The sequence below is a fragment of the Streptomyces sp. NBC_00670 genome (assembly GCF_036226765.1).
Lineage (GTDB): Bacteria > Actinomycetota > Actinomycetes > Streptomycetales > Streptomycetaceae > Streptomyces.
This window is the reverse complement of the sequence record NZ_CP109017.1, coordinates 3,111,221-3,132,981: the sequence shown is the minus strand read 5'-3', so window position 1 is coordinate 3,132,981 and position 21,761 is coordinate 3,111,221. Positions and strand designations below refer to the sequence as shown.

Below are 21,761 nucleotides of genomic sequence, written 5' to 3'. Positions count from 1 at the left end.
GCGCCTCCGTAGCGTACGTGGGGCGTGTGGTGATTTCCCGTGGCTTTCGGCGGTGACGGGCCTTGAGAGGTGTGGCACGGGCCACCAACGGCGGACGCGGGGGTGGCGGTGCCGCCGCCGGTGCCGCCGTGGCCGGGCTGTCGCCGCGTGCCCTCGGCGTCCTCGGCCGGCTCCGGCTGCTGCGCGACCGGGCCGTGCACGGGGCCGGTGACGTCACCGCCGTCGCCGCGCGCGACTTCGTCGACAGCTGCCGGACGGTCGCCCGGGAGGTGGCCGCGCTGCGGCGTCCGTGAGCCCGGGTATCGTGCCGGGGTGCTGACCGTTACCTCCGTGAATGTCAATGGCCTGCGTGCCGCCGCGCGCAAGGGCTTCGTCGAGTGGCTCGCCGGGACCTCGGCGGACGTGCTCTGCCTCCAGGAGGTCCGGGCCGAGCCGCAGCAGTTGCCCGAGGCCGTGCGGGCGCCGGAGGGGTGGCATGTGGTGCATGCGCCGGCGGCGGCGAAGGGGCGAGCGGGGGTGTCCCTCTACACCCGGCGCGAGCCCGACCGGGTGCGCGTCGGGTTCGGGTCCGAGGAGTTCGACGGCAGCGGGCGGTACGTCGAGGCGGATCTGCCGGGGGTGACCGTGGCGAGCCTGTATCTGCCCTCGGGGGAGGTCGGGACCGAGCGGCAGGACGAGAAGTTCCGCTTCATGGACGAGTTCCTGGTGTACCTCAAGGAACTGCGGGTACGGGCGGCGGCGGACGGGCGGGAGGTCGTGGTGTGCGGGGACTGGAACATCGCGCACCAGGAGGCCGACCTGAAGAACTGGCGGGGGAACGTCAGGAACTCCGGGTTCCTGCCGGAGGAGAGGGCGTGGTTGGGGAGGGTGCTCGACGCGTCGGACGGGGGGTATGTGGATGTGATGCGGGCGTTGCATCCGGGGGTGGCGGGGCCGTACACGTGGTGGTCGTACCGGGGGCGCGCGTTCGACAACGACTCGGGGTGGCGGATCGATCTCGCCGTGGCCACGGCGGGGCTTGCGGGGCGGGCGGTGAAGGGGGTCGTGGAGCGGGCGGCGTCGCATGCGGAGCGGTGGTCCGACCATGCGCCGGTCACTGTCGTGTACGACGTGTAGGGGGTGGGGGTGGGTGGGGGTTCGCCCGGATTTTTCGCCCTCGCCCGCAGCCGCAAACGAAGAGGTGGGGCACCGGTGGCCGGGAAGGGCGCCGGATACCCCACCTCTCGTGGGTGAAGCCGTAACGCTTGACTGCGCGTCGGTCAGACGTCGTAGTCGGAGTCGAACCGGTCCCGCTCCTCGTGGGCCATGTCGTCCATCTCGCGGCGGCCCCGCTCCTGCGGGGACCCGCCCGGCCGCTGGCGCTCCTGCCCGCCGGGGCGGCCCTGTCGCTCGGGGCGGTCCTGGCGGTCGGGGCGGCCCTGGCCGCCCTGGCCCATGCGCTCCTGCGCACGCTCACGCAGCTGCTCGGACTTCTCCTGGAACTGGTCCTTCATGCCCATGTGTGTTCACTCCCAAGGGGGGTTGAGGGGATCGGGCCCGATTAGCGTGACACGCCCGGTCACGCACCGCTCGTCGATCACTCACCCTCCGTGATGAGCCAAGAAAGCACCAGGTCAGCGCCCTGTCACAGGGCCTCGGGACGCCTCGTCGGCCGCTCCGCCCGCCCCCACGAGCCCCGTCCGCACCCGCTCAAGCCGCGGTGCGAACCGCCGCATCTCGCGCTGCCCCACGGTCGCTATCAGCCCCGGCAGATACCCCCGCACGCCCTGCATCCCGCGCAGCCACCACTGCCCATACACATGCGGCGCCCGCCGCTCGATCCCGGCGACGATGCGGTCCACGGCCGGGCCCAGCGGATACGTCTTGTTGGACGGCCACGGCAGCCGCTGCCGCAGCTCCCGCATCACGTCGTCCTGATCGGCCCCGCGCACCATGTCCGTGTCCGTCCAGGACAGATACGCGACCCCGACACCCACCCCCTCGTGCGCGACCTCGGCGCGCAGACTGTGCGCGTACGCCTCCACGCCCGACTTGGACGCGCAGTACGCCGACATCATCGGCGCCGGAGTGAGCGCGGCGAGCGAGGCGACCTGGAGCAGATAGCCGCGCCGCTCCCGCAGCGCGGGCAGGAACGCGCGCGCGGTGACGGTGGAGCCGATGAGGTTGACCTCGATGACGCGGCGCCAGGAGTCCGGGTCGGAGACGGCGAACGGACCGCCCAGCGCGACACCGGCGTTGGCGACGACGACGTCCACCCGCCCGAACCGCTCGCGCACCTCGGCGGCGACCCGGGACATCGCCTCGTGGTCGGTGACGTCGGCGTGCCAGTACGCGCCCTCGGTGTGCAGCCGCTCGGCGACCTCCTTCAGCGCCTCCGGCTCCAGTCCGACGAGGGCCACCTTCATCCCGCGCGCGGACAGCTTGCGGGCGAGGAGTTCGCCCACGCCCCGGGCCGCGCCGGTGATCACCGCGACGCGCCCCTCCAGCTTCGTCCTGCTCATGCGCCCTCCTTCAATTCGACGTAGCCACGGACCAGTTCACGGATCTTCCCGGTGACGAGGTCCGGTGCCTCCACCGGTGTCATGTGCCCGACCCCGGGCAGTTCGGTCAGCGAGACGCAGTCCGGCAGCGCGGCGGCCAGCGCCCGGGCGTGCACGGGCGGGGTCAGCCGGTCCGCCGTCCCGGCGACCACCGCCGTCGGCACCCGCAGCGCGCGTACCCCGTGGTCGAGATCGAGCGCGTCGAGAACTTGCGACCACGCGTACCGGGCCCGGCGCGGGCAGGCGTGCACGATCCGCGCGCACGCCCTGACCATCGCCGGGGACGCACCCGGGCCCATCGTGGCGTACTTGAGGACGCGCAGGGCGAGCGGCGTGACCGGGCCGAGCGGGGCGCGGGAGCCGAGGACGCGCCCGGTGAGCCAGGTGCGCAGCCGGCCCGCGCCCAGCAGCGGCACCACCAGCGACTCGGCGACCAGCCGCGAACTGCCCGTGCTGCACAGCAGGACGGCCGCCGCGTGCGCGCGGAACCCGGGCCGGGAGGCGGCGGCCATGATCGTCATGCCGCCCATCGAGTGCCCGGCGATCACGGCCGGTTCGCCGGGTGCCAGGGTGGCGGCGAGCACGGCCTCCAGGTCGTCGGCGAGCGCGTCGGTGCCGCACGCCTCGCTCGCCGGGGAGCGGCCGTGGCCGCGCTGGTCGTAGGCGATCACGCGGTGGTCGACGGAGAGTTCGCGGATCTGTGCCGCCCAGAAGGCGGTCGAACAGGTCCAGCCGTGCGCGAGGACGACGGCGGGCGCTGCCGGGTTGTCGACGGGTCCGTGCACCTCGACGTGGAGCACGGCCCCGTCGGCCGAGGTCACGGTCAGGACGCGCCCCGGCTCGACGGGGGCGTACGGGTCGGTGGGCGCGGGTGTCGTACGGCTCATGCGCCCGCCTCCACCGTGTGCTCCGCGCCGCCGTGTTCCCGCGCGGGGGCGCGCAGGACGTCGTACTCGGCGAGGTCGACGTGCCGGGTGGCGCGGCGGAACTCGCCCGTCGTGCCCGGCCAGATGGTGGTGTTGCGGCCGCTCGCGTCCAGGTACCAGCTGGTGCAGCCGCCGGTGTTCCACACCGTGCGCTTCATGCGTTCCTGCACCCGGTGGTTCCAGGCGTCGACGGCGGCGGGGCGGGCGTCGAGCGCGGCCCGGCCGGAGCCGCCGAGCAGCTCCAGCTGCCGCACGTAGTCGGCGAGGTAGTTCAGCTGGGACTCGATCATCAGGATCATCGAGGTGTTGGCGAGGCCGGTGTTGGGCCCGATGATCGTCATCCAGTTGGGGAACCCGGCGGCGGAGGCGCCGCGCAGTGCCGCCATGCCGCCCTGCCAGGACTCGGCGAGGGTGCGGCCGTCGGCGCCGACGACCCGTTCGGCGATCGGCATGTCCGTGACGTGGAAGCCGGTGCCGAAGACGATGGCGTCCACCTCGGCCTCGCTGCCGTCGGCCGAGACCAGCGTGGAGCCGCGCACCTCGGCGAGGGCGCCGACGACGTCCGTGTTGGCCCGCGCGAGCGCCGGATAGTAGGTGTTGGACAGCAGGATGCGCTTGCAGCCGATGCGGTAGTCCGGGGTGAGCCGGGCGCGCAGCGCCGGGTCCTTGACGGCCCGGGCCATGTTCCGCTTCGCCAGCCGCTCCACCACGTCCAGTTCGCTCGGCCACTTGGTGAACGCCTGGACCTGCAACTCCCGGATGCCCCACAGCAGTCCGCGCCGCGCCTTGGCGGTGACCGGGAGCGCCCGGTGCAGTCCGCGCTCCAGGGGGCCGATGGCCCGGTCGGCGCGCGGCATGACCCAGGGCGGGGTGCGCTGGAAGAGGGTGAGGCGGGAGACCCGCGGCTGGATCTCGGGCACGATCTGGATGGCGGAGGCGCCGGTGCCGATCATCGCGACCCGCTTGCCGCGCAGGTCGTAGTCGTGGTCCCAGCGGGCCGAGTGGAAGACCTTGCCGGGGAAGCCGGCGAGCCCCGGGATGTCGGGGATCTTCGGGTCGGAGAGCGGCCCGGTCGCGGAGACGACGAGGTCGGCGGTGAGTGTGCCCCGGGTCGTCTCGATCTCCCAGCGCAGCCGCTCGCCGTCCCAGCGCATCAGCTTCACCTCGGTGCCGAGGCGCAGGTGCGGGCGGAGCCCGAAGGTGTCGGCGACGTGCTCCAGGTAGGCGCGGATGTGCGGCTGCCCGGAGAAGGTGCGCGGCCACTCGGGGTTGGGCGCGAAGGAGAAGGAGTACAGGTGCGAGGGCACGTCGCACGCGCACCCCGGGTAGCTGTTGTCCCGCCAGGTGCCGCCGACGGAGTCCGCCCGTTCCAGGACGACGAAGTCGGTGACCCCCTCGCGGCGCAGCCGCACGGCCGCCCCGAGCCCGCCGAACCCCGACCCGACCACCGCCACGCGTACATGCTCGTGCTCGGCCATGCCACCGCCTCCACGCGTCCTCGCGTACTCGTCCCGTTACCGGCCGTACGACCGTGCCAGTGAACACTGGCACAGTGGGACTGTAGGGCAGCGCTCTACTGATGGGTAGGGGTTGTGGCGAGGAAAGTTACCGCGGGTACGACATAGGCTGCGGGGGTGACGGACGAAGGGGAGCGGCGCGAGTACCGCATGGCGGAGCTGGCCGAGGCGGCCGGCATCACGGTGCGCACGCTGCGCTTCTACCGCGAGCGCAAGCTGATCCGGCCACCGCGCCGCGAGGGCCGTATCGCCTGGTACGACGACACGCACCTGGCCCGGCTGCGCACGATCTCCGGGCTCCTGGAGCGCGGCCACACGCTCACCGGGATAGCGGAGCTGGCCGAGGCCTTCGACCACGGCCGCGACGTCGGCGACCTCCTCGGCGTCGGCGGCCCGAGCGAGGAGACCCCGGTCCGCCTCACCCCCGAGGCGCTGGCCGACGTCTTCGGCTCCGAGGCCACCGCGGAGAACCTGGCCGCCGCGCTGGAGCTGGGGTATCTCGGCACGGACGGCGCCGAGATCGTGCACGTCAGCCGCCGCCTGCTGGACGTCTCGGCGGCCCTGGTCCGCGAGGGCATCCCGCTGGCCGACGTCCTGACGGCCGCCCGCCGGGTCCGCACCCACACCGAGGCCCTGGCGGACCTCTTCACCACCCTGATCCTCACCCACCACACCCCCGAGGCCCTGACCCGCCTGCGCCCCCTGGCGAAGAGCGTGGTGGAGGCGGAACTGTCCCTGGCGCTGGACAGGCGAGCGGCGTCCTCGTAGCGCGTGTACTCAGTCCTGTCCGTTCCGGGGCGGCAGCTTCGGCCGCGTTCGGTCGGGGATGTCCGTGTGCGCCGGCGGCGCGGCCGCCGGACGCTCCGCCAGCAGCGTCAGCGCCAGATGCACCGCGTCGTCCAGCTGCGCATGCCGTCCCTCCGCCCAGTCCAGCGGCGTCCGCAGCGCCTCCAGGTCCGGGTCGACGCCCCGGTTCTCCACCGACCACCCGTACGCGGCGAACCACGCCGCGTTCATCGGCACCGTGATCACCGTGCCGTCCCCCAGCCGGTGCCGCCCGGTCATGCCGACGACGCCGCCCCAGGTCCGCTGGCCCACCACGGGGCCGAGCCCCAGCAGTTTGAACGCCGCCGTGATCATGTCGCCGTCGGACGCGGTCGCCTCGTCGGCGAGGGCGACGACCGGGCCGCGCGGGGCGTCGGAGGCGTACGACACCGGCTGGGCGTCGCGGGTGACGTCCCAGCCCAGGATCGTGCGGGTCAGCTTCTCGACGACCAGTTCGCTGATGTGCCCGCCCGCGTTGCCACGCACGTCGACGATGAGCGCGGGCCGGAAGACCTCCCCGCGCAGGTCGCGGTTGAACTGGGCCCAGCCGGAGCCGCCCATGTCGGGGATGTGGAGGTAGCCGCACTTGCCGCCGCTCAGCTCGCGCACGACCTCGCGGCGCCTGGCGACCCAGTGCTGGTAGCGCAGCGGCCGGTCGTCGACGAGCGGGACGACGGCGACCCGGCGGGCGGCACCGCCGCCGGACTCCCCGGCCGGGGCGAAGGTCAGCTCCACCGTCGTACCGCCGGCCCCGGCCAGCAGCGGGTACGGGCCGGTCAGCGGGTCGACGGCGCGGCCGTCCACATGGGTGAGGACCGCGCCCTCGCGGATGCCGGAGCCGGCCAGCGGGGAGCGGGCGCGGGAGTCGGAGGAGTCGCCGGGCAGGATGCGGCGGACCACCCACTGCCCTTCCCGGCACACCAGGTCCGCGCCGAGCAGGCCCTGCGGGCGCTGGTAGTGCGGCGGGCCCTCGTTGCGGCGGGCGGCGGCGACGTACGCGTGCGAGGTGCCGAGTTCACCGAGGACCTCGCGCAGCAGGTCGGCGAACTCGTCGGGGGAGGCGACGCGTTCGACCAGCGGACGGTACTGGGCGAGGATCGCGTCCCAGTCGATGCCGCACATGCCCGGGTCCCAGAAGTGGGCGCGGATGATCCGGCCCGCCTCGTCGAAGGACTGCCGCCACTCCGCCGCCGGGTCCACCTGGTGCAGGATGCGCCGCAGATCGATCCAGACGGTGCTGTCGCCGTCGCCGGCCTCGGTGGCGGGCACCGCGCGCAGGTCGCCCTCGTCCATGACGACCAGCCGGGTGCCGTCGCCGCTCACCGCGAACCAGTCGAGGTCGCCGACGAGTTCGGACTTCTTCGCCCGGCCGACGTTGAAGTGTTCGAGGGTGGGCCGGCCGGAGAGGTCGTCGGGGTTGGCGAAGGTCTCGCCGAGGGCACCGGAGATCGGCCAGCGCAGCCAGACCAGTCCGCCGCCGGCGACGGGGTGCAGCGCCGAATATTTGGACGCGGTGACCGGGAACGGCGTCACCCGGCTGGCGAGGCCCTCCACCTCGACGGTGACCGTGCCGTCCCCGGCCTCGTCCTCGTATCCGACGGGATCCAGGCCCCCGGCGGCCGGGCGGCCCTCGGGGTTGAGGGCGAAGGGGGACGGGGTGGCCGAGGAGAGGGTGACGAGGTAGGGGCGGCAGCCGAGCGGGAAGGACAGGTCGCCGGTGTGCACGTCGTAGACGGGGTCGAAGCCGCGCCAGGAGAGGAAGGCGAGGTAGCGGCCGTCGCGGGTGAAGACGGGGTTCTCGTCCTCGAAGCGGCCGTCGGTGACGTCGAGGACGGGGCCGGTGTCCGGTCCCGCGATGCGGGCCATCCTGATCTGGCGCAGGGAGCGGCCGATGCCGGGGTGGGACCAGGTCAGCCAGGCCCCGTCCGGGGAGAAGGCGAGGTCGCGCACGGGCCCGTTGACGGACCGGATCAACTCGGTGACGTCGCATGCGACGGACTGCCCCTCCTGCCCCTCCTGCCCCTCCTGCCCCTCCTGCCCCTCCTGCCCCTCCTGCTCCTCCTGGCCCTCCTGGCCCTCCTGCCCCTCCTGCCCCGCCTGCTCCTCCTGGCCCTCCTGCCCCTCTGTCTCCCCGACCCGGACGAGGAGCAGCCGGCCGTCGTGGGAGGCGAGGGCGAGGCGTTCGCCCGCGGGGTCGGCGACCATCTCCAGCACCCGGCCCAGCCGCCCCGCGGCCAGCCGGCGCGGGGGCCGGGCGCCGGACGCCCGGGGCAGATGGGCGATCTCGACGGCGTCCTCGCCCTCGGCGTCGGTGACGTACGCGACCTGGCCGCTCTCCCCGAGCATCTCCGGCAGCCGGACCCGTACGCCCGGGGTGTCGGTGAGGGTGCGGGCGGGGCCGTCGCGGTGGGTGAGCCAGTGCAGGCTGCCGCGGACGACGACCGCGCTGGCCCGGCCGGTCTCGTCCACACAGACGCCGTCCACGTGCTGGGCGGCCGGGACCTGGTACGTACGGCGGCCGGCGCGCGGGCCGCACAGGTGTACGTCGAGGCGGTGGGGCACGGCGCCGGGGGAGAGGTCGTCGACGAGCCACAGTTCGCCCGCGCACTGGTACACGATCCGGGTGCCGTCGCCGGCGGCGTGGCGGGCGTAGAACTCGGCGTGGTCGGTGTGGCGGCGCAGGTCGGAGCCGTCGTGGGCGCAGGAGTAGAGGTTGCCGACGCCCTCGTGGTCGGAGAGGAAGGCGATGCGGTCGCCGACGAACATCGGGGCGTCGAGGTGGCCGTCGAGGTCGGCGAGGAGGCGCCGGCCGTGCAGCCAGAGCCTGCCGGTGGCGCCGCCCCGGTAGCGCTTCCAGGAGGCGGGTTCGTGGGGCGGGGTGCCGGTGAGGAGGAGGGTGCGGCGTTCGCCGTCGAGGTCGGCGACCTGGATGTCGGTGACGGGGCCCCAGGGGAGCTTGCGGCCGGGACGGCCGTCGGTGGCGACCTTGTGGGCCCAGGTGAGGTACGAGAAGGGCTCGGCGTGGGAGGTGACGGCGAGGACGGCGCTGTGGCCGTCGGCGTCGGGGGGTGTCCAGCCGCGCACCCTGGTGTCGGTGCTGCCCCAGTAGGTGAGGCGCCTGGCGGGGCCGCCGGTGACGGGGACGAGGTGGATCTCGGGGTCGAGGCTGCGCCAGGTGGTGTACGCGATGTGCCGGCCGTCGGGGGAGAAGCGGGGGTGGCCGGTTCTGGTGCGGTCCACTGTGAGGCGGCGGGGGTGGGTGGAGCCGTCGAGGGGGGCGAGCCAGAGGTCGTCCTCCGCGACGAAGCAGAGGAGGTTCTCGTGAAGATGCGGGAACCGGAGATAGCCGGGGGTCTCGACTGCCGTCGTGTGCCTCACCGTGTCCATGGTTGGCCCGGCCTCCGGCCGGGGCAACCTGGCGGGGGCCTGGCGGGGGCCTGGCGGGGGCCTGGCGGGGGCCGGGCGGGGGCCTGGCGGGGGAGCTCGGGGGGTTCGAGTGCGTCGGCGTGTGCGGGTGCGTCGTGCTTGTTCGCGCAGTTCCCCGCGCCCCTGGTTGGCTTGGGTTGGCGGGGTCGGAAAAGGGGGACGCTGGTTTGTCGCGCCCGTGCGGTGGAGCCGTATGTCGACACAGTCCCGCGCCGCGCCCCTGAAACCTGGGGCGCCCCCTGCTTCTAGGGACGTGACCCAGAACACGAACGAAACCGTTTCGTTTCGTTGGCTCGGCGCGGTACAGTCGATGTCATGACCGAGGTCGCCACGACGACGCGCCGCAGCCGGATCACACCCGAGCGCGAGGCAGAGCTGTACACCGCCGTCCTCGACCTCCTCCGCGAGGTCGGCTACGACGCCCTCACCATGGACGCCGTCGCCACCCGCACCCACTCCAGCAAGGCCACCCTCTACCGCCAGTGGGGCGGCAAGGCCCAGCTCGTCGCCAAGGCACTGCGCCACACCAAGCCCGGCGGCACCGCCGACATCGACACCGGCACGCTCCGCGGAGACCTGCACGCCCTCGTCGTACGCGAGGACGACTGCACCATGGAGCAGAACAACGCCCTGATGCGCGGCGTCGCCATGGCCGTGCACACCAACCCCGATCTGCACCAGGCCCTGCGCGAGGTCGTCGTCGAACCCGAACTCGTCGGCTTCCAGCGGATCCTGGACCGCGCCATCGCCCGCGGCGAGGTCCGCCCGGACAACCCGGCGCTGAAGTACATGGTCCACATGATGCTCGGCGCCTTCGTCACCAGAGCGCTGATCGAGGACCTGCCACCGACGCAGGCGTTCCTGCGCTCGTACATCGACGCCGTCGTCGTCCCAGCCCTGGGCGTCTGAACCACATAACCCCTCTCCACCCCCGCACCACCCCCCCCGCACCAAACCCTCCCCACCACCCGTTCCTGACGCACGACCGCTCTCGTCGTCGGGCCGGTCGGTCCTGCCCCGGCACACCCCAGCGCCGGTCACCGGACCGATCACCCTGCCAGCACAACCACGACCTGACCGGGAGTACGTCCGCGTGGCCACATTCCTGTACCGACTGGGCCGACTCGCCTTCCGGCGACGGCACTTCGTCGCCCTGATCTGGGTGGCGCTGCTCACCCTCGCCGGTGTCGGCGCCGCCAACGCGCCCGCCGCCGGCGACAGTTCCTTCTCGATACCCGGCACGGAGGCGCAGAAGGCCTTCGACCTGCTGGAACAGCGCTTCCCCGGCTCCAGCGCCGACGGGGCCACCGCCCGTATCGTCTTCAAGGCCCCCTCCGGCGAGAAGATCACGGACGCCGACGCCAAGGCGGCGGTGCACAAGACCATCGACGCGCTCGGCGACGGCTCCGAGGTCGCCGCCGTCTCCGACCCGTACGTCACCAAGACGTTCAGCGAGAACGGCACGATCGCGTACAGCTCGGTGTCGTACAAGGTCGGCCCCGGCGAGCTCGCCGACGCCTCCAAGGACGGCCTGGAGCAGGCCGCCCAGGACGCGCGGGACGCCGGGCTGACCGTCGACGTCGGCGGTGACGCGCTCTCCGCCGAGCCCGAGGGCGGTGCCACGGAGGCCATCGGCATCGTGGTCGCCGCGGTGGTCCTCGTCATCACCTTCGGCTCGCTGCTCGCGGCCGGACTGCCGCTGCTCACCGCGATCATCGGCGTCGGCATCGGGGTGGGTACCATCACCGCCCTGGCCAGCGCGCTGGACCTCGGCTCCACCACGTCCATCCTGGCCGCGATGCTGGGCCTCGCGGTCGGCATCGACTACGCGCTGTTCATCGTCTCCCGCTACCGGTCCGAACTGGCCGAGGGCCGCAGCCGCGAGGAGGCGGCGGGCCGGGCGACCGGCACCGCGGGCTCCGCGGTGGTCTTCGCCGGGCTGACCGTCGTGATCGCGCTGGCCGGCCTGTCGGTGGTCAACGTGCCGATGCTGACCAAGATGGGCCTCGCCGCGGCCGGCACGGTCGTCGTCGCCGTCCTCATCGCGCTCACCATGATCCCGGCGATGCTCGGCTACGCGGGCCGGCGGATCAAGCCGGCCGGCGAGAAGGCCCGCTTCCTCGGCGGCAACCGGCCGCAGAAGACCGACGCCTCCGGCGAACCGAAGCCCAACATGGGCACCCGCTGGGCCCGCTTCGTCCTGCGCCGCCCCGTCGCCGTCCTGATCGTCGGCGTGCTGGGCCTCGGCGCGTTCGCGGCCCCGGTCGCCTCGCTGGAGCTGGGCCTGCCCGACGACGGCTCGCAGCCCACCTCCACCACTCAGCGCCGCGCCTACGACCTGCTCTCCGAGGGCTTCGGCCCCGGCTTCAACGGTCCGCTGATGATCGTCGTCGACGGCAGGTCGAGCGAGGACCCCAAGGCGGCGGCGACGGACGTGGCCGACGGCATCAAGAAGCTGGACGACGTGGTCTCGGTGACCCCGGCGACCTTCAACAAGGCCGGCGACACCGCCACCATCACGGTGATCCCCGACTCCAAGCCGTCCTCCACCAGGACCGAGGACCTGGTCCACGCGATCCGCGCGGGCGACGGCCCGGTGAAGTCGGCCACCGACGCCGACGTCCTGGTCACCGGCACCACGGCGATGAACATCGACTTCTCGCAGAAGCTCAACGACGCCCTGGTGCCCTACCTCGCGCTGGTCGTCGGCCTCGCCTTCCTGCTGCTGATCGCGGTGTTCCGCTCGGTCCTGGTCCCGCTGAAGGCGGCGCTCGGCTTCCTGCTCTCGGTGCTCGCCGCGCTCGGCGCGGTGGTCGCGGTCTTCCAGTGGGGCTGGCTGGGGTCCCTGATCGGGGTCGAGGAGACCGGCCCGATCATGTCGATGATGCCGATCTTCATGGTGGGCGTCGTCTTCGGCCTGGCGATGGACTACGAGGTCTTCCTCGTGACCCGGATGCGCGAGGCGTACGTCCACGGCGAGCGCCCCGGCCAGGCGGTGGTCACCGGCTTCAAGTACGGCGCCCGGGTGGTCGTGGCCGCGGCGGTCATCATGATCGCGGTCTTCTCCGGCTTCATCGGCTCCAGTGAGTCGATGGTCAAGATGATCGGCTTCGGCCTGGCGATCGCCGTCGCGTTCGACGCGTTCGTGGTCCGTATGACCCTGGTCCCGGCGGTGCTCGCCCTGCTCGGCGACAAGGCCTGGTGGGTCCCGAAGTGGCTGGACCGCGCCCTGCCCAACGTCGACGTCGAGGGCGAGGGCCTGCGCGCGGTGGACGGTGACGGCCCGCACGACCCGGACGCCGATCCGGACGGCCGGCGGGAACTGGTCGGCGTCTGACGCCGGCTCCCGAGAAATGAGAAGGGGTGCTCCCGCAGCCGCGGGGGCACCCCTTTCTCGTCCCGTCCGGGACCGTCAGCCCGCCACCGGCGCCGCCGTCGCCACGTACGTGCGGCGCAGGAAGCGAAGAAGCGTCTTCGCCTCGAACTGGATCACCGAGACGCCCTGTGCGGTGTGCAGCTCCATGACGGCCTGGACCCGCCCGCAGGGCCAGATGCTGACGTCGGCCGTGGTGGCCGGGGTGTGCAGGCCCCGTTCCAGGAGCTCCCGGGAGAAGCTCCACTCGTGCGGACCCGGCAGGCCGACGCGCACCTCGCGCGGGTCTGCCTCGGGGTCGTAGCGCAGCACGACGGGGACGGTGTCCTGGGCGTCCGGGGCATCCGTGACCACGTGGGCTCGTGCGTACTGTTCGACGACGGACATCGGACGACTCCTCACGCTGCGTAATCCAAGCAGAGGCTGTGAATCCGCTACCTCACCTCCCACTGTCGCACGGTTGAGCGAGACGGGCCCGGCGTCAGGGGGCGACTCTTCGTGTTCGTGGGGAGTCTCACAGTACGGGACGAACGGGTTTGACCTGCTCCGGGAGGGGTTGCGGGCCGGCTCCCCCGAAGGGAACGCCGGGCGTCCGGCGGGCGGCCGTCAGATGATCGTCGGGCAATGGCACCGCACGCGCTCTTGCAAGAGGTTCGCAACAAGCATCTATCATCTAACGGTGCATGTGCCTGACGGATTCATCAACGCCCCCACCTCCGCCGCCGCCGGGGTCATAGCCGCCGGCGCCGTCGCAGTGAGCCTGCGCGGTGCCCGGCGCGAGCTGGACGAGCGCACCGCGCCGCTCGCCGGTCTCGTGGCCGCCTTCATCTTCGCCGTACAGATGCTGAACTTCCCCGTGGCCGCCGGCACCAGCGGCCATCTACTCGGGGGCGCGCTCGCCGCGATCCTCGTCGGGCCGTACACGGGTGTGCTGTGCGTGTCCGTCGTCCTTCTGATGCAGGGCATCCTCTTCGCCGACGGCGGTCTGACCGCCCTCGGCGTCAACGTCACCGACATGGCCCTCACCACCACCGTCGTCGCCTACGCCGTCTTCCGCGGCCTGGTGAAGGTGCTGCCGCGCACCCGGCGCTCGGTCACCGTCGCCTCCTTCGTCGCCGCGGTGCTGTCCGTACCGGCCGCCGCCTGCGTCTTCACGCTGATCTACGCGATCGGCGGCACCACGGACGTGTCCCTCGGCAAGGTCGCCACCGCCATGATCGGCGTCCATGTGCTCATCGGCATCGGCGAGGCGGTCATCACCGCCCTCACCGTCGGCGCCGTCATCGCCGTACGCCCCGACCTCGTGTACGGGGCGCGCGGGTTGCAGCAGAAGCTCAAGCTGCGGGTGGGCGGCGAGCTCGTCGACGCCCCGGACGCGGCACCGGCACCGGTTCCCGCCGCCGCCCGCACCGGCGGGGTCTCCCGCCGCACGGTGTGGGCCACCGGGCTCGTCGCCTCCCTCGTGCTCGCCGGGTTCGTCAGCTTCTACGCCTCGGCCAGCCCCGACGGCCTGGAGAAGGTCGCCCACGACAAGGGCATCGACGCCAAGGAGAAGGAGCACGCCTCCGCCGACTCCCCGCTCGCCGACTACGGCGTCAAGGACATCACCGACGCCCGGCTCTCCGGCGGCCTCGCCGGGGTGATCGGCGTCGGCGTCACGATCGTCGCGGGCACCGGCGTCTTCTGGGCCGTCCGCAGGCGGCGTACGGACGACGCCTCCCCGGCCTCGCTCGACACCTCCGCCGCCGAGAACGTCTGACATGACCGTGCCCGAGACGAGGGGCGCCTGACATGGGCGCCGGACACGCGCACCGGCTCTACCGGCACGGGCACTCGCCCGTGCACGCCCTGCCGCCGCACACCAAGCTCGCCGCCGCCTTCGCCTTCGTGGTCGTCGTCGTCTCGACGCCGCGCGAGGCGATGTGGGCGTTCGCGCTCTACGCCGCCCTGCTCGCCACGGTCGCGTACGCGGCCCGCGTGCCCGCCGCCTTCCTGCTCAAGCGGCTGCTGATCGAGGTGCCGTTCGTCGCCTTCGCCGTGCTGATGCCGTTCGTCGCGGAGGGCGACCGGGTCGACGTCCTCGGGCTCTCGCTCAGCGTCAACGGGCTGTGGGGCGCCTGGAACGTGCTGGCCAAGGGCACCCTCGGCGTCGCCGCCTCCGTGCTGCTCGCCTCCACCACCGAACTGCGCGAACTCCTCCTCGGGCTGCAACGGCTCAAGCTGCCGCCGCTGCTCGTGCAGATCGCCTCCTTCATGATCCGCTACGGCGACGTCATCACCGACGAGATGCGGCGCATGCGCATCGCCCGCGAGTCCCGCGGCTTCGAGGCGCGCGGCGTGCGGCACTGGGGGGTGCTCGCCAAGTCGGCCGGGGCGCTGTTCATCCGCTCCTACGAGCGCGGCGAGCGCGTGCACCTGGCGATGGTGAGCCGGGGGTACGCCGGGTCGATGCCGGTGATCGACGAGGTGACCGCCTCCCGGGCGCAGTGGTCGTACGCACTGGCCCTCCCCGTGGCCGCGCTCGCGGTGTGTCTGCTGGGATGGTTCCTGTGACAGCTCCTTCCCCTTCCCCCGCCCCGGCCTCCCTGGAGGTCTCCGGGCTCGCGTTCGCCTATCCCGACGGGCACCAGGCGCTCTTCGGCGTCGACTTCCGCGTCGAGCGCGGCGAACGGGTGGCGCTGCTCGGGCCGAACGGCGCCGGCAAGACCACGCTCGTCCTCCACCTCAACGGCATCCTGAGCGGGGGCACCGGCACGGTGACCGTCGCCGGGATGCCCGTCGGCAAACGGCACATGGCCGAGATCCGGCGACAGGTCGGCATCGTCTTCCAGGACCCCGACGACCAGCTGTTCATGCCGACGGTCCGCGAGGACGTCGCCTTCGGCCCGGCCGCCGCCGGGCTCAAGGGGGCGGAGCTGGAGGCGCGGGTCGACCGGGCGCTGGAGCGGGTCGGCATGGCGGAGTTCAAGGACCGGCCGCCGCACCACCTCTCCTTCGGGCAGCGGCGCCGGGTGGCGGTGGCGACCGTACTCGCGATGGAACCGGAGATCCTCGTCCTGGACGAGCCCTCCTCCAACCTCGACCCGGCCTCGCGGCGCGAACTCGCCGACATCCTGCGGTCGCTGGACGTGACCGTGCTCATGGTCACGCACGACCTGCCGTACGCGCTGGAGCTGTGCCCGCGCGCGCTGATCCTCAGCGACGGGGTCATCGCGGCGGACGGCAAGACCGGCGAACTCCTCGGCGACGAGGCGCTGATGCGGGCGCACCGGCTTGAACTGCCGTTCGGCTTCGACCCGCGGGCGGTGGCGTCGGGCTCCTAGGACGTGCGGCCGCCGCGGGCGGGGCGCACCCTGGAAGTGGCGGTATTTTGGAGGTGAATCGTCATGGCGCACACCGTCGTGGGCTGGCACGTGGAGCTGGAGTTCGAGGAGGACGAGCACCGTACGCGGGCGATCGCGCTGGTGCGCCTGCCGGACGGCAGCGAGGTCCGGGCCAACGGATACGCGAACCGGCACCGGTCCGACGGCAATCAGCCGCGGGTCGGGGAGGAGATCGCGGGGGCGCGGGCGCTGAACGAGCTGGCGATGCGGATGCTGACGAAGGCGCACGGGGAGATCGACGAGGCGGCGGGGCGAACGTCCCGGCCGCTCGCCGTCTGATTCCGGGGGCCTCGGGGGCTGCGTCCCCTGGGCCCGCCGCGGGGGCCCGTTGTCGGCTGTCCGCCGGTGGAGGCGTCCCGCGCCCCGCGGCGGAGCCGCACAGGGAGACGGCCTAGAGCGCCCGCATCGCCCGTATCAAAGCCTGCGCACGTGGGTCCGCTGTGACGGACTTACGGAAGCCGTTGGTCACGTACGCGAAGGCCAGGCCCGATTCCGGGTCGGCGAAGGCCAGGGCGCCGCCGCGGCCGGGGTGGCCGAAGGAGTGCGGGGTCAGGAGAGGGGACGCGGGGCCGTGGAGCATGTAGCCGAGGCCGAAGCGGGTGGGGACGACGAGGGTGCGGTCGGGGCCGGCGGACGCCTCGGCGCGGGCGAGGCCCACCGTTTCCGGGCGCCAGAGCCGTACGCCGTCGACCTCGCCGATGAGCGCGGCGTAGAAGCGGGCCAGCGACGGGGCCGTCGCGATGCCGTTGGACGCGGGGAGGACGGCCGCGCGGTACGCCGGATCGTTCTCGTCGGGCATCGGCGTGATCGCGCCGAACGCGCGCCGGGTCAGTGACCCGGGGTCCGCGTACGCCTCGGACACCGCACGCTTGGGGCGCAGACGCGGACCGGAGGCGTCGGCGGAAGGCCCGGGTTCCGGGAGCGGTCCGACGCGGCCGACCCGGCCGGCCTCCGCCTGCGGCAGTCCGACCCACAGGTCGAGCCCCAGCGGACCGGCGACCTCGGCCGCCAGCCACTCGCCGAGGGAACGCCCCGTGACCCGTCGCACCAGCTCGCCGGTGAGCCAGCTGTACGTCTGCGCGTGGTAGCCGTGGTCCGTGCCCGGCTCCCAGGCGGGGGCCTGCGCGGCGACCGCCGCCGCGGCGAGGTCGGGGTCCAGCGCCTCGGCGGGGGTGAGCGGCCGGTCGAGCACCGGCACGCCGACGCGGTGCGCGAGGACGTGGCGGACGAGTGCGTGCTCCTTGCCGCGCGCCTTGAACTCGGGCCAGTAGTGGCCGACCGGCGCGTCCAGGTCCAGTTCGCCGCGCTCGGCCAGCATCAGCAGGACGGCGGCGGCGACACCCTTCGTCGCGGACCGGACGATCTGCGCGGTGCCGTGCTCCCAGGGCGCGGCACCGTTGACATCCCTGGTGCCCGCCCACAGGTCGACGACCTTGCGCCCGTCCCGGTACACGGCGACCGCCGCGCCCCGCTCGCCCAGCGCCTCGAAGTTCCGCGCGAACGCGTCCCTCACCGGCTCGAACCCCTCGTCCACCGTGCCCCGCACGCCGTCCACGCCCACGTTCCCTTCCTGCCTACGACAGTGGGTGCAACGTCCGCGTACGGCCTTGGATTCCTCGGATCCTACGGACGGTCCCCGGCGGCCTTCCCGGGACTCTCCGGGAGCAGGGCGAGGAGGGCGGCGGCGGGGCTCGGCCGGTTCCTGACTCAGTCCGTGGGCTCGCGGACGTCCACGAGTGTGCCGCCCGCGTGCGTGACCAGGGTCTTCGGGTCCATCGGGAAGACGGTGTGCGGGGTGCCGGCGGCGGCCCAGACGACCTCGTGTGCCAGCAGGCCGCGGTCCGCGAGGACACGGGTGCGGGTGCGGTGGCCGAAGGGCGGGACGCCGCCGATGGCGTAGCCGGTGGTCTCGCGCACGACGTCGGCCCGGGGGCGGGTGACCTTCTCGGCGCCGAGTTCCCGGCGGAGCCGTTCGACGTCGACGCGGGAGGAGCCGTCCAGCAGGACGAGGACCGGTACCCCGTCCGCCGCGAAGATCAGGGACTTGCAGATCTGGCCCAGCTCGCAGCCGACCGCCGCGGCGGCCTCGGCGGCCGTGCGGGCGCCCTCGGGGAAGTGGCGGACGTGGCCGGTCAGTTCGCCGAGCCCCAGGTCACGCAGGGCTTCCGCGAAGCGGGGATGGACTTCGGTGGCGGTCATGCGGGGCACGCCAGCGGGCGGGGACGGGGCCGCGCGAGCGGCTTTCCCCCCGGCACGAGCGGCCTTCCGTCTTCGTCGGCCGGGGCCCCGGCCCCCGGCCTCAGTTCCCGGCCTCAGCTCCCCGCCTTCAGCAGCGCCGCCACGAGCGGGCCCGCCGTGTCGCCGCCGTGGCCGCCGGCCTGGACGACGCCGGCGCCAGCCAGGTCGCCCTTCCACGCCGTGAACCAGCCGTTGGGCTTCTCCTGGTTGTCGACCTCCGCCGAGCCCGTCTTGGCGCCGTCGTCCGGGCCGAGGCCCGCCATCGCCTCGGCGGCCGTGCCCGCCGCCGCCGTGTATCGCAGGACCTCCTTGAGCTGGGCCTGCACCGACGCGGACATCGTGCGGCCCGCCTTCGCCAGCGTGCGGTGGTCCACCGACGGGGCGACCAGGTACGGCTGGTGGAAGACGCCCGTCTTCGCCGTCGCCACCACCGACGCCATGTTGAGCGGGTTCATCCGCACCCCGCCCTGCCCGATCAGCGACGCCGCCATCTGCGCCCCGCTCTGCACCGGCACCGAGCCGTCGAGCGAGGGCACGCCGATCGCCCAGTTGTTCCGGCCCAGGCCGTAGACCTGCTGGGCGACCTCGGTCAGGTCGTCGTTGTCCAGCTTCTTCGCCTGGCTGATGAAGGCCGTGTTGCAGGAGCGGGCGAAGCTCGCCTTGAACGTGCCGCCGGTGATCGAGAACTTGTCGTCGTTCTGGAACTTCCAGCCGCCGTACGAGGAGTACTTCGGGCACGGGTGCGGCTTGTCGGCCGAGGCGAGGCCCTTCTCGAACAGCAGCGTGGAGGTGATGATCTTCATCGTGGAGCCGGGGGCGAGGCTGCCCTGGAGGGCCACGTTGAAGCCGTGACCCTGGTTGGCGACCGCCAGGATCTCGCCGGTCGAGGCCCGCGTCAGCACCACCGACGACTTCGCCTCGGTCAGCACCTCCTGCTCCGCCCTGGCCTGCAACGCCGGGTCGAGCGTGGTGCGCACGGTGCCGGGCGTGCCCTCGGTCAGCGTCACCAGCGTCTTGTCGGGGGTCTTGTCGGAGGTCTTGGACCCGCCCGACTCCCCGCCCGATTCCCCACTCGCCTTCTCGTCCTTCGCCGCCTTGCGGACGATGCGGAGCTCGACGCCCGCCTTGCCGCCCGCCGTCTTGCCGTACTTCTCGCGCAGTCCGTCGAGGACCGTGCCGAGCGAGGGGTATTTCTCGGTGGTCAGTTCGCCGCCCGCGCGGTCCACCGCCTTGATCGGCGGGGTGCCGGCCGGGCCGGTGACCAGGCGGTCGCCGTCCTCCAGGTCCGGGTGGAGCACCGAGGGCCGCCAGCCGACCACCGGCTCGCCGTCCTCCGCGCGCCGGACGACGGTCAGCTTCGAGGAGTACGACAGCGGCTTGGCCGTGCCCTTGTACGACACGGTGGCCTTCACCGTGAACGGCACCGTCGCGCCCGACCGCTTGCCGCGGGTGAGCGTCAGATCCGTGAGGCGGGCGTCCTTGTGATAGCCCGTCAGCGCGGTCCTCGCCGCCTCGGGGTCGTCCGTCGCGGCGGCGGCCCGCCCGTCCTTGCCGCCCTGCCAGGCGGTCAGGAAGGCGGTGGCCGCCGTCCGTACCTCGGCCGCGGAGAGCGGACCCTTCTTCACGGCCCTGTGCTCGGCCGCCGCCGCCGTACGGTCGCCCGACGCCCCGCCGTACACGCTGTACGCGGCCAGCGTCCCGCCGACGACGGCCACGGCCGCCACGGCACCGACGACCAGCGGACCGCGCCCCTTGCGCTCGACGGCGCGCCTTCTCTTGCCCACGGCTTCCCGCAACCCTTCGCTGTTCCCCACCCCTGCCTCGTACGTTCCGTGCTCCCCCGAGAACGCAACGAGGCCAACAGCCTAAGGGCGCGGTGTGACAGGGGTGGCCTCAGCCGGCGCTTCGTAGCACAGCTGCGACGATCGGGCCGGCCGCGTCGCCGCCGTGGCCGCCCTCCTGGGTCATCGCCGCGGCCGCCACGTCGTTGCGGAACCCGGTGAACCAGCTGTTGGACTTGGCCTGCCCGTCGACCTCCGCCGATCCGGTCTTGGCGCCGATGTCCCCGCCGAGCCCGGACATCGCCTGCGTGGCGGTGCCCTGGGTCGCCGTCAGCCTCATCATCTGCTTCAGCTGGCTCGAGGTGTTGGCCGGCAGCCCCTTGGCGGTGGCGAACTTGCGATCGTCCAGCTTCTGCGAGACCAGGTAGGGCTGCCGGAACGCGCCCGTGATCGCCGTCGCCGTCACCGAGGCCATGTTCAGCGGGCTCATCTGCACCTTGCCCTGGCCGATCGCGTTGGCCGCCCGGTCCGGTCCGCTGGAGGCCGGGACGCTGCCGTCGAACGAGGTGATCCCCGTGCTCCAGTTGTTCCGGCCGAGCCCGAACCGGTCCTGCGCCTCGTTCATCAGCGAGGCGTCGGTGAGCGGCTTCTCGTCGATCAGCTTGATGAACGCGGTGTTGCAGGACCGCAGGAAGCTGTTGGCGAGCGTGGCCGACTTGTTGGCGGTCATGCCGGCGAGGTTGTGGAAGGTCTGCCCCTGCCACACCGCGGTGTCCGTGCAGGGCGCCGGGCCGTTCATCGACGTGACCCCGTTGTCGATCAGCATCGCGGCGGTGACGATCTTCATGGTGGAGCCGGGGGCGAGCTGGCCCTCGAAGGCCGCGTTGAACTGGTCCTCGCGGTGGTTGGCGACCGCGAGCACCTCACCCGTACTGGGCTTGACCGCGACGACGGAGGACTCGGCGTACTTGCTCACCGCCTTCTCGGCCGCCGCCTGCGCGCTCGCGCTGAGCGTGGTGTGCAGCTTGCCGGGGGTGCCCTCGGTCAGCGTGGCCAGCGTCTCGTCGGCCGCCGAGCGGTCGCCGCGCCGGATCTGCAGCTCGATCCCGGGCTTGCCGCCCGCCTTGTCGCCGTACCGCTTGCGCAGGGTGGCGAGGACGGGGGCGAGCGAGGGGTACTTCTCGCCGGTGAGCACCTTGCCGTCGCGGCCGACCGCCTCGATGGGCGGGGTGGTCGCCTCGCCGGTCACCAGGGTGTCGTCGGCCCGCAGGTCCGGGTGGATCACGGACGGCTTCCAGTCGACCAGCGGGTTCCCCGTGGTCTTGCCGCGCACCACGGTCAGGGTGCTCTTGTACGACAGCGGCTTGGTCTCGCCCTGGTAGGTCACCTTCGCCTTCACGGAGAACGGCACCGTGGTGCCCTTCGCGGTGCCGGGGGTGATGTGCACGTCGGAGATGTGGGCGTTGCTCTTGTAGGCGGTCAGCAGGTCGGCGGCCGCTCCGGACATGTCGTCGGTGGTGTCGGCCGCCTTGGTGGCGTCGCCCTTCTCCCAGGCCGTGAAGAACGTACTGCTCGCGTCCTTCACCTCGTCCGCCGAGAGCGGCCCGGTCTTCACCTCCGTGCCGGTGTCGCTGACGGCGGTCACGAAGCTGTACGCCCCGTACCCGGCGCCTCCCACCAACACCACGCACACCGACGTGATGATCGCGGCCTTGGCCCCCTTGCGCATGCCCTTCAGCCCCTCCCGGCTCT

General features: G+C 72.9%; 19 protein-coding genes. 9 read left to right on the top strand and 10 right to left on the bottom strand.

The annotated features are described in order from the left end of the window. Positions 1 to 62: 62 nt before the first annotated feature. Entirely contained in the window at positions 63 to 293 is a 231-nt protein-coding gene (locus tag OIE12_RS13835; RefSeq protein ID WP_329135192.1) for a hypothetical protein, read from the top strand. A 19-nt stretch (positions 294 to 312) separates the two neighbouring features. Further along, on the top strand, positions 313 to 1,116 hold the full coding sequence (locus tag OIE12_RS13830; RefSeq protein WP_329135190.1) for an exodeoxyribonuclease III: 804 nt from the start codon (positions 313 to 315) through the stop codon (positions 1,114 to 1,116). Between the two features lie 143 nt (positions 1,117 to 1,259). Here OIE12_RS13830 and OIE12_RS13825 read toward each other — a convergent pair whose 3' ends face one another. The 4 genes from OIE12_RS13825 to OIE12_RS13810 all read right to left on the bottom strand — a co-directional run bounded on the left by OIE12_RS13825 (position 1,260) and on the right by OIE12_RS13810 (position 4,944). Then, a complete protein-coding gene (locus OIE12_RS13825; RefSeq protein WP_329135188.1) occupies positions 1,260 to 1,493 on the bottom strand; it encodes a hypothetical protein in 234 nt (77 codons plus the stop codon). A 120-nt stretch (positions 1,494 to 1,613) separates the two neighbouring features. After that, positions 1,614 to 2,501, bottom strand: coding sequence for an SDR family oxidoreductase (locus OIE12_RS13820; RefSeq protein ID WP_329135186.1), 888 nt, complete (start codon positions 2,499 to 2,501; stop codon positions 1,614 to 1,616). Beyond that, the gene (locus OIE12_RS13815; protein ID WP_329135184.1) at positions 2,498 to 3,427 is read right to left on the bottom strand and encodes an alpha/beta fold hydrolase; all 930 of its coding nucleotides are present in this window, start codon (positions 3,425 to 3,427) and stop codon (positions 2,498 to 2,500) included. The genes OIE12_RS13820 and OIE12_RS13815 overlap by 4 nt, the downstream gene beginning before the upstream one ends. Beyond that, positions 3,424 to 4,944, bottom strand: coding sequence for a flavin-containing monooxygenase (locus OIE12_RS13810; RefSeq protein ID WP_329135182.1), 1,521 nt, complete (start codon positions 4,942 to 4,944; stop codon positions 3,424 to 3,426). Before OIE12_RS13810 ends, OIE12_RS13815 begins: the two co-directional genes overlap by 4 nt. 156 nt (positions 4,945 to 5,100) lie before the next feature. Between OIE12_RS13810 and OIE12_RS13805 the strand changes: the two genes are divergently transcribed. Beyond that, positions 5,101 to 5,751: a MerR family transcriptional regulator gene (locus tag OIE12_RS13805; protein ID WP_329135180.1), complete on the top strand. Its 651-nt coding sequence runs from the start codon at positions 5,101 to 5,103 to the stop codon at positions 5,749 to 5,751. A gap of 9 nt (positions 5,752 to 5,760) precedes the next feature. Here OIE12_RS13805 and OIE12_RS13800 read toward each other — a convergent pair whose 3' ends face one another. Then, a complete protein-coding gene (locus tag OIE12_RS13800) occupies positions 5,761 to 9,195 on the bottom strand; it encodes a S41 family peptidase (protein WP_443053818.1) in 3,435 nt (1,144 codons plus the stop codon). A 354-nt stretch (positions 9,196 to 9,549) separates the two neighbouring features. Here OIE12_RS13800 and OIE12_RS13795 point away from each other — a divergent pair, with 354 nt between their 5' ends. Both OIE12_RS13795 and OIE12_RS13790 read left to right on the top strand, forming a co-directional pair. Further along, a complete protein-coding gene (locus OIE12_RS13795; RefSeq protein ID WP_329135174.1) occupies positions 9,550 to 10,143 on the top strand; it encodes a TetR/AcrR family transcriptional regulator in 594 nt (197 codons plus the stop codon). A gap of 184 nt (positions 10,144 to 10,327) precedes the next feature. Next, positions 10,328 to 12,571 (top strand): MMPL family transporter, encoded by a 2,244-nt coding sequence (locus OIE12_RS13790; RefSeq protein ID WP_329135172.1) that lies wholly within the window; start codon positions 10,328 to 10,330, stop codon positions 12,569 to 12,571. Between the two features lie 75 nt (positions 12,572 to 12,646). On the opposite strand, the gene OIE12_RS13785 is transcribed toward OIE12_RS13790, so the two are convergent. Beyond that, a complete protein-coding gene (locus OIE12_RS13785) occupies positions 12,647 to 12,994 on the bottom strand; it encodes an SsgA family sporulation/cell division regulator (protein ID WP_329135171.1) in 348 nt (115 codons plus the stop codon). A 292-nt stretch (positions 12,995 to 13,286) separates the two neighbouring features. On the opposite strand from OIE12_RS13785, the gene OIE12_RS13780 reads away from it, so the two are divergent. From OIE12_RS13780 to OIE12_RS13765, 4 genes are all read left to right on the top strand, one after another. Continuing rightward, on the top strand, positions 13,287 to 14,366 hold the full coding sequence (locus OIE12_RS13780; protein ID WP_329135169.1) for an energy-coupling factor ABC transporter permease: 1,080 nt from the start codon (positions 13,287 to 13,289) through the stop codon (positions 14,364 to 14,366). A gap of 32 nt (positions 14,367 to 14,398) precedes the next feature. Beyond that, positions 14,399 to 15,160 (top strand): cobalt ECF transporter T component CbiQ, encoded by a 762-nt coding sequence (cbiQ, locus tag OIE12_RS13775; RefSeq protein WP_329135167.1) that lies wholly within the window; start codon positions 14,399 to 14,401, stop codon positions 15,158 to 15,160. Next, positions 15,148 to 15,930: an energy-coupling factor ABC transporter ATP-binding protein gene (locus OIE12_RS13770; protein ID WP_329135166.1), complete on the top strand. Its 783-nt coding sequence runs from the start codon at positions 15,148 to 15,150 to the stop codon at positions 15,928 to 15,930. Before cbiQ ends, OIE12_RS13770 begins: the two co-directional genes overlap by 13 nt. Positions 15,931 to 15,993: 63 nt before the next feature. Next, positions 15,994 to 16,269, top strand: coding sequence for a DUF1876 domain-containing protein (locus OIE12_RS13765; RefSeq protein WP_329135163.1), 276 nt, complete (start codon positions 15,994 to 15,996; stop codon positions 16,267 to 16,269). 112 nt (positions 16,270 to 16,381) lie between these two features. Here OIE12_RS13765 and OIE12_RS13760 read toward each other — a convergent pair whose 3' ends face one another. From OIE12_RS13760 to OIE12_RS13745, 4 genes are all read right to left on the bottom strand, one after another. Continuing rightward, positions 16,382 to 17,545: a serine hydrolase domain-containing protein gene (locus tag OIE12_RS13760; protein WP_329135161.1), complete on the bottom strand. Its 1,164-nt coding sequence runs from the start codon at positions 17,543 to 17,545 to the stop codon at positions 16,382 to 16,384. A 152-nt stretch (positions 17,546 to 17,697) separates the two neighbouring features. Continuing rightward, entirely contained in the window at positions 17,698 to 18,189 is a 492-nt protein-coding gene (locus tag OIE12_RS13755; RefSeq protein ID WP_329135159.1) for a YbaK/EbsC family protein, read from the bottom strand. A gap of 113 nt (positions 18,190 to 18,302) precedes the next feature. Then, complete coding sequence (locus OIE12_RS13750) at positions 18,303 to 20,012, bottom strand: penicillin-binding transpeptidase domain-containing protein (protein WP_329135157.1); 1,710 nt, start codon at positions 20,010 to 20,012, stop codon at positions 18,303 to 18,305. Positions 20,013 to 20,121: 109 nt separating this feature from the next. After that, positions 20,122 to 21,738 (bottom strand): penicillin-binding transpeptidase domain-containing protein, encoded by a 1,617-nt coding sequence (locus OIE12_RS13745; RefSeq protein WP_329135155.1) that lies wholly within the window; start codon positions 21,736 to 21,738, stop codon positions 20,122 to 20,124. Positions 21,739 to 21,761: the final 23 nt, after the last annotated feature.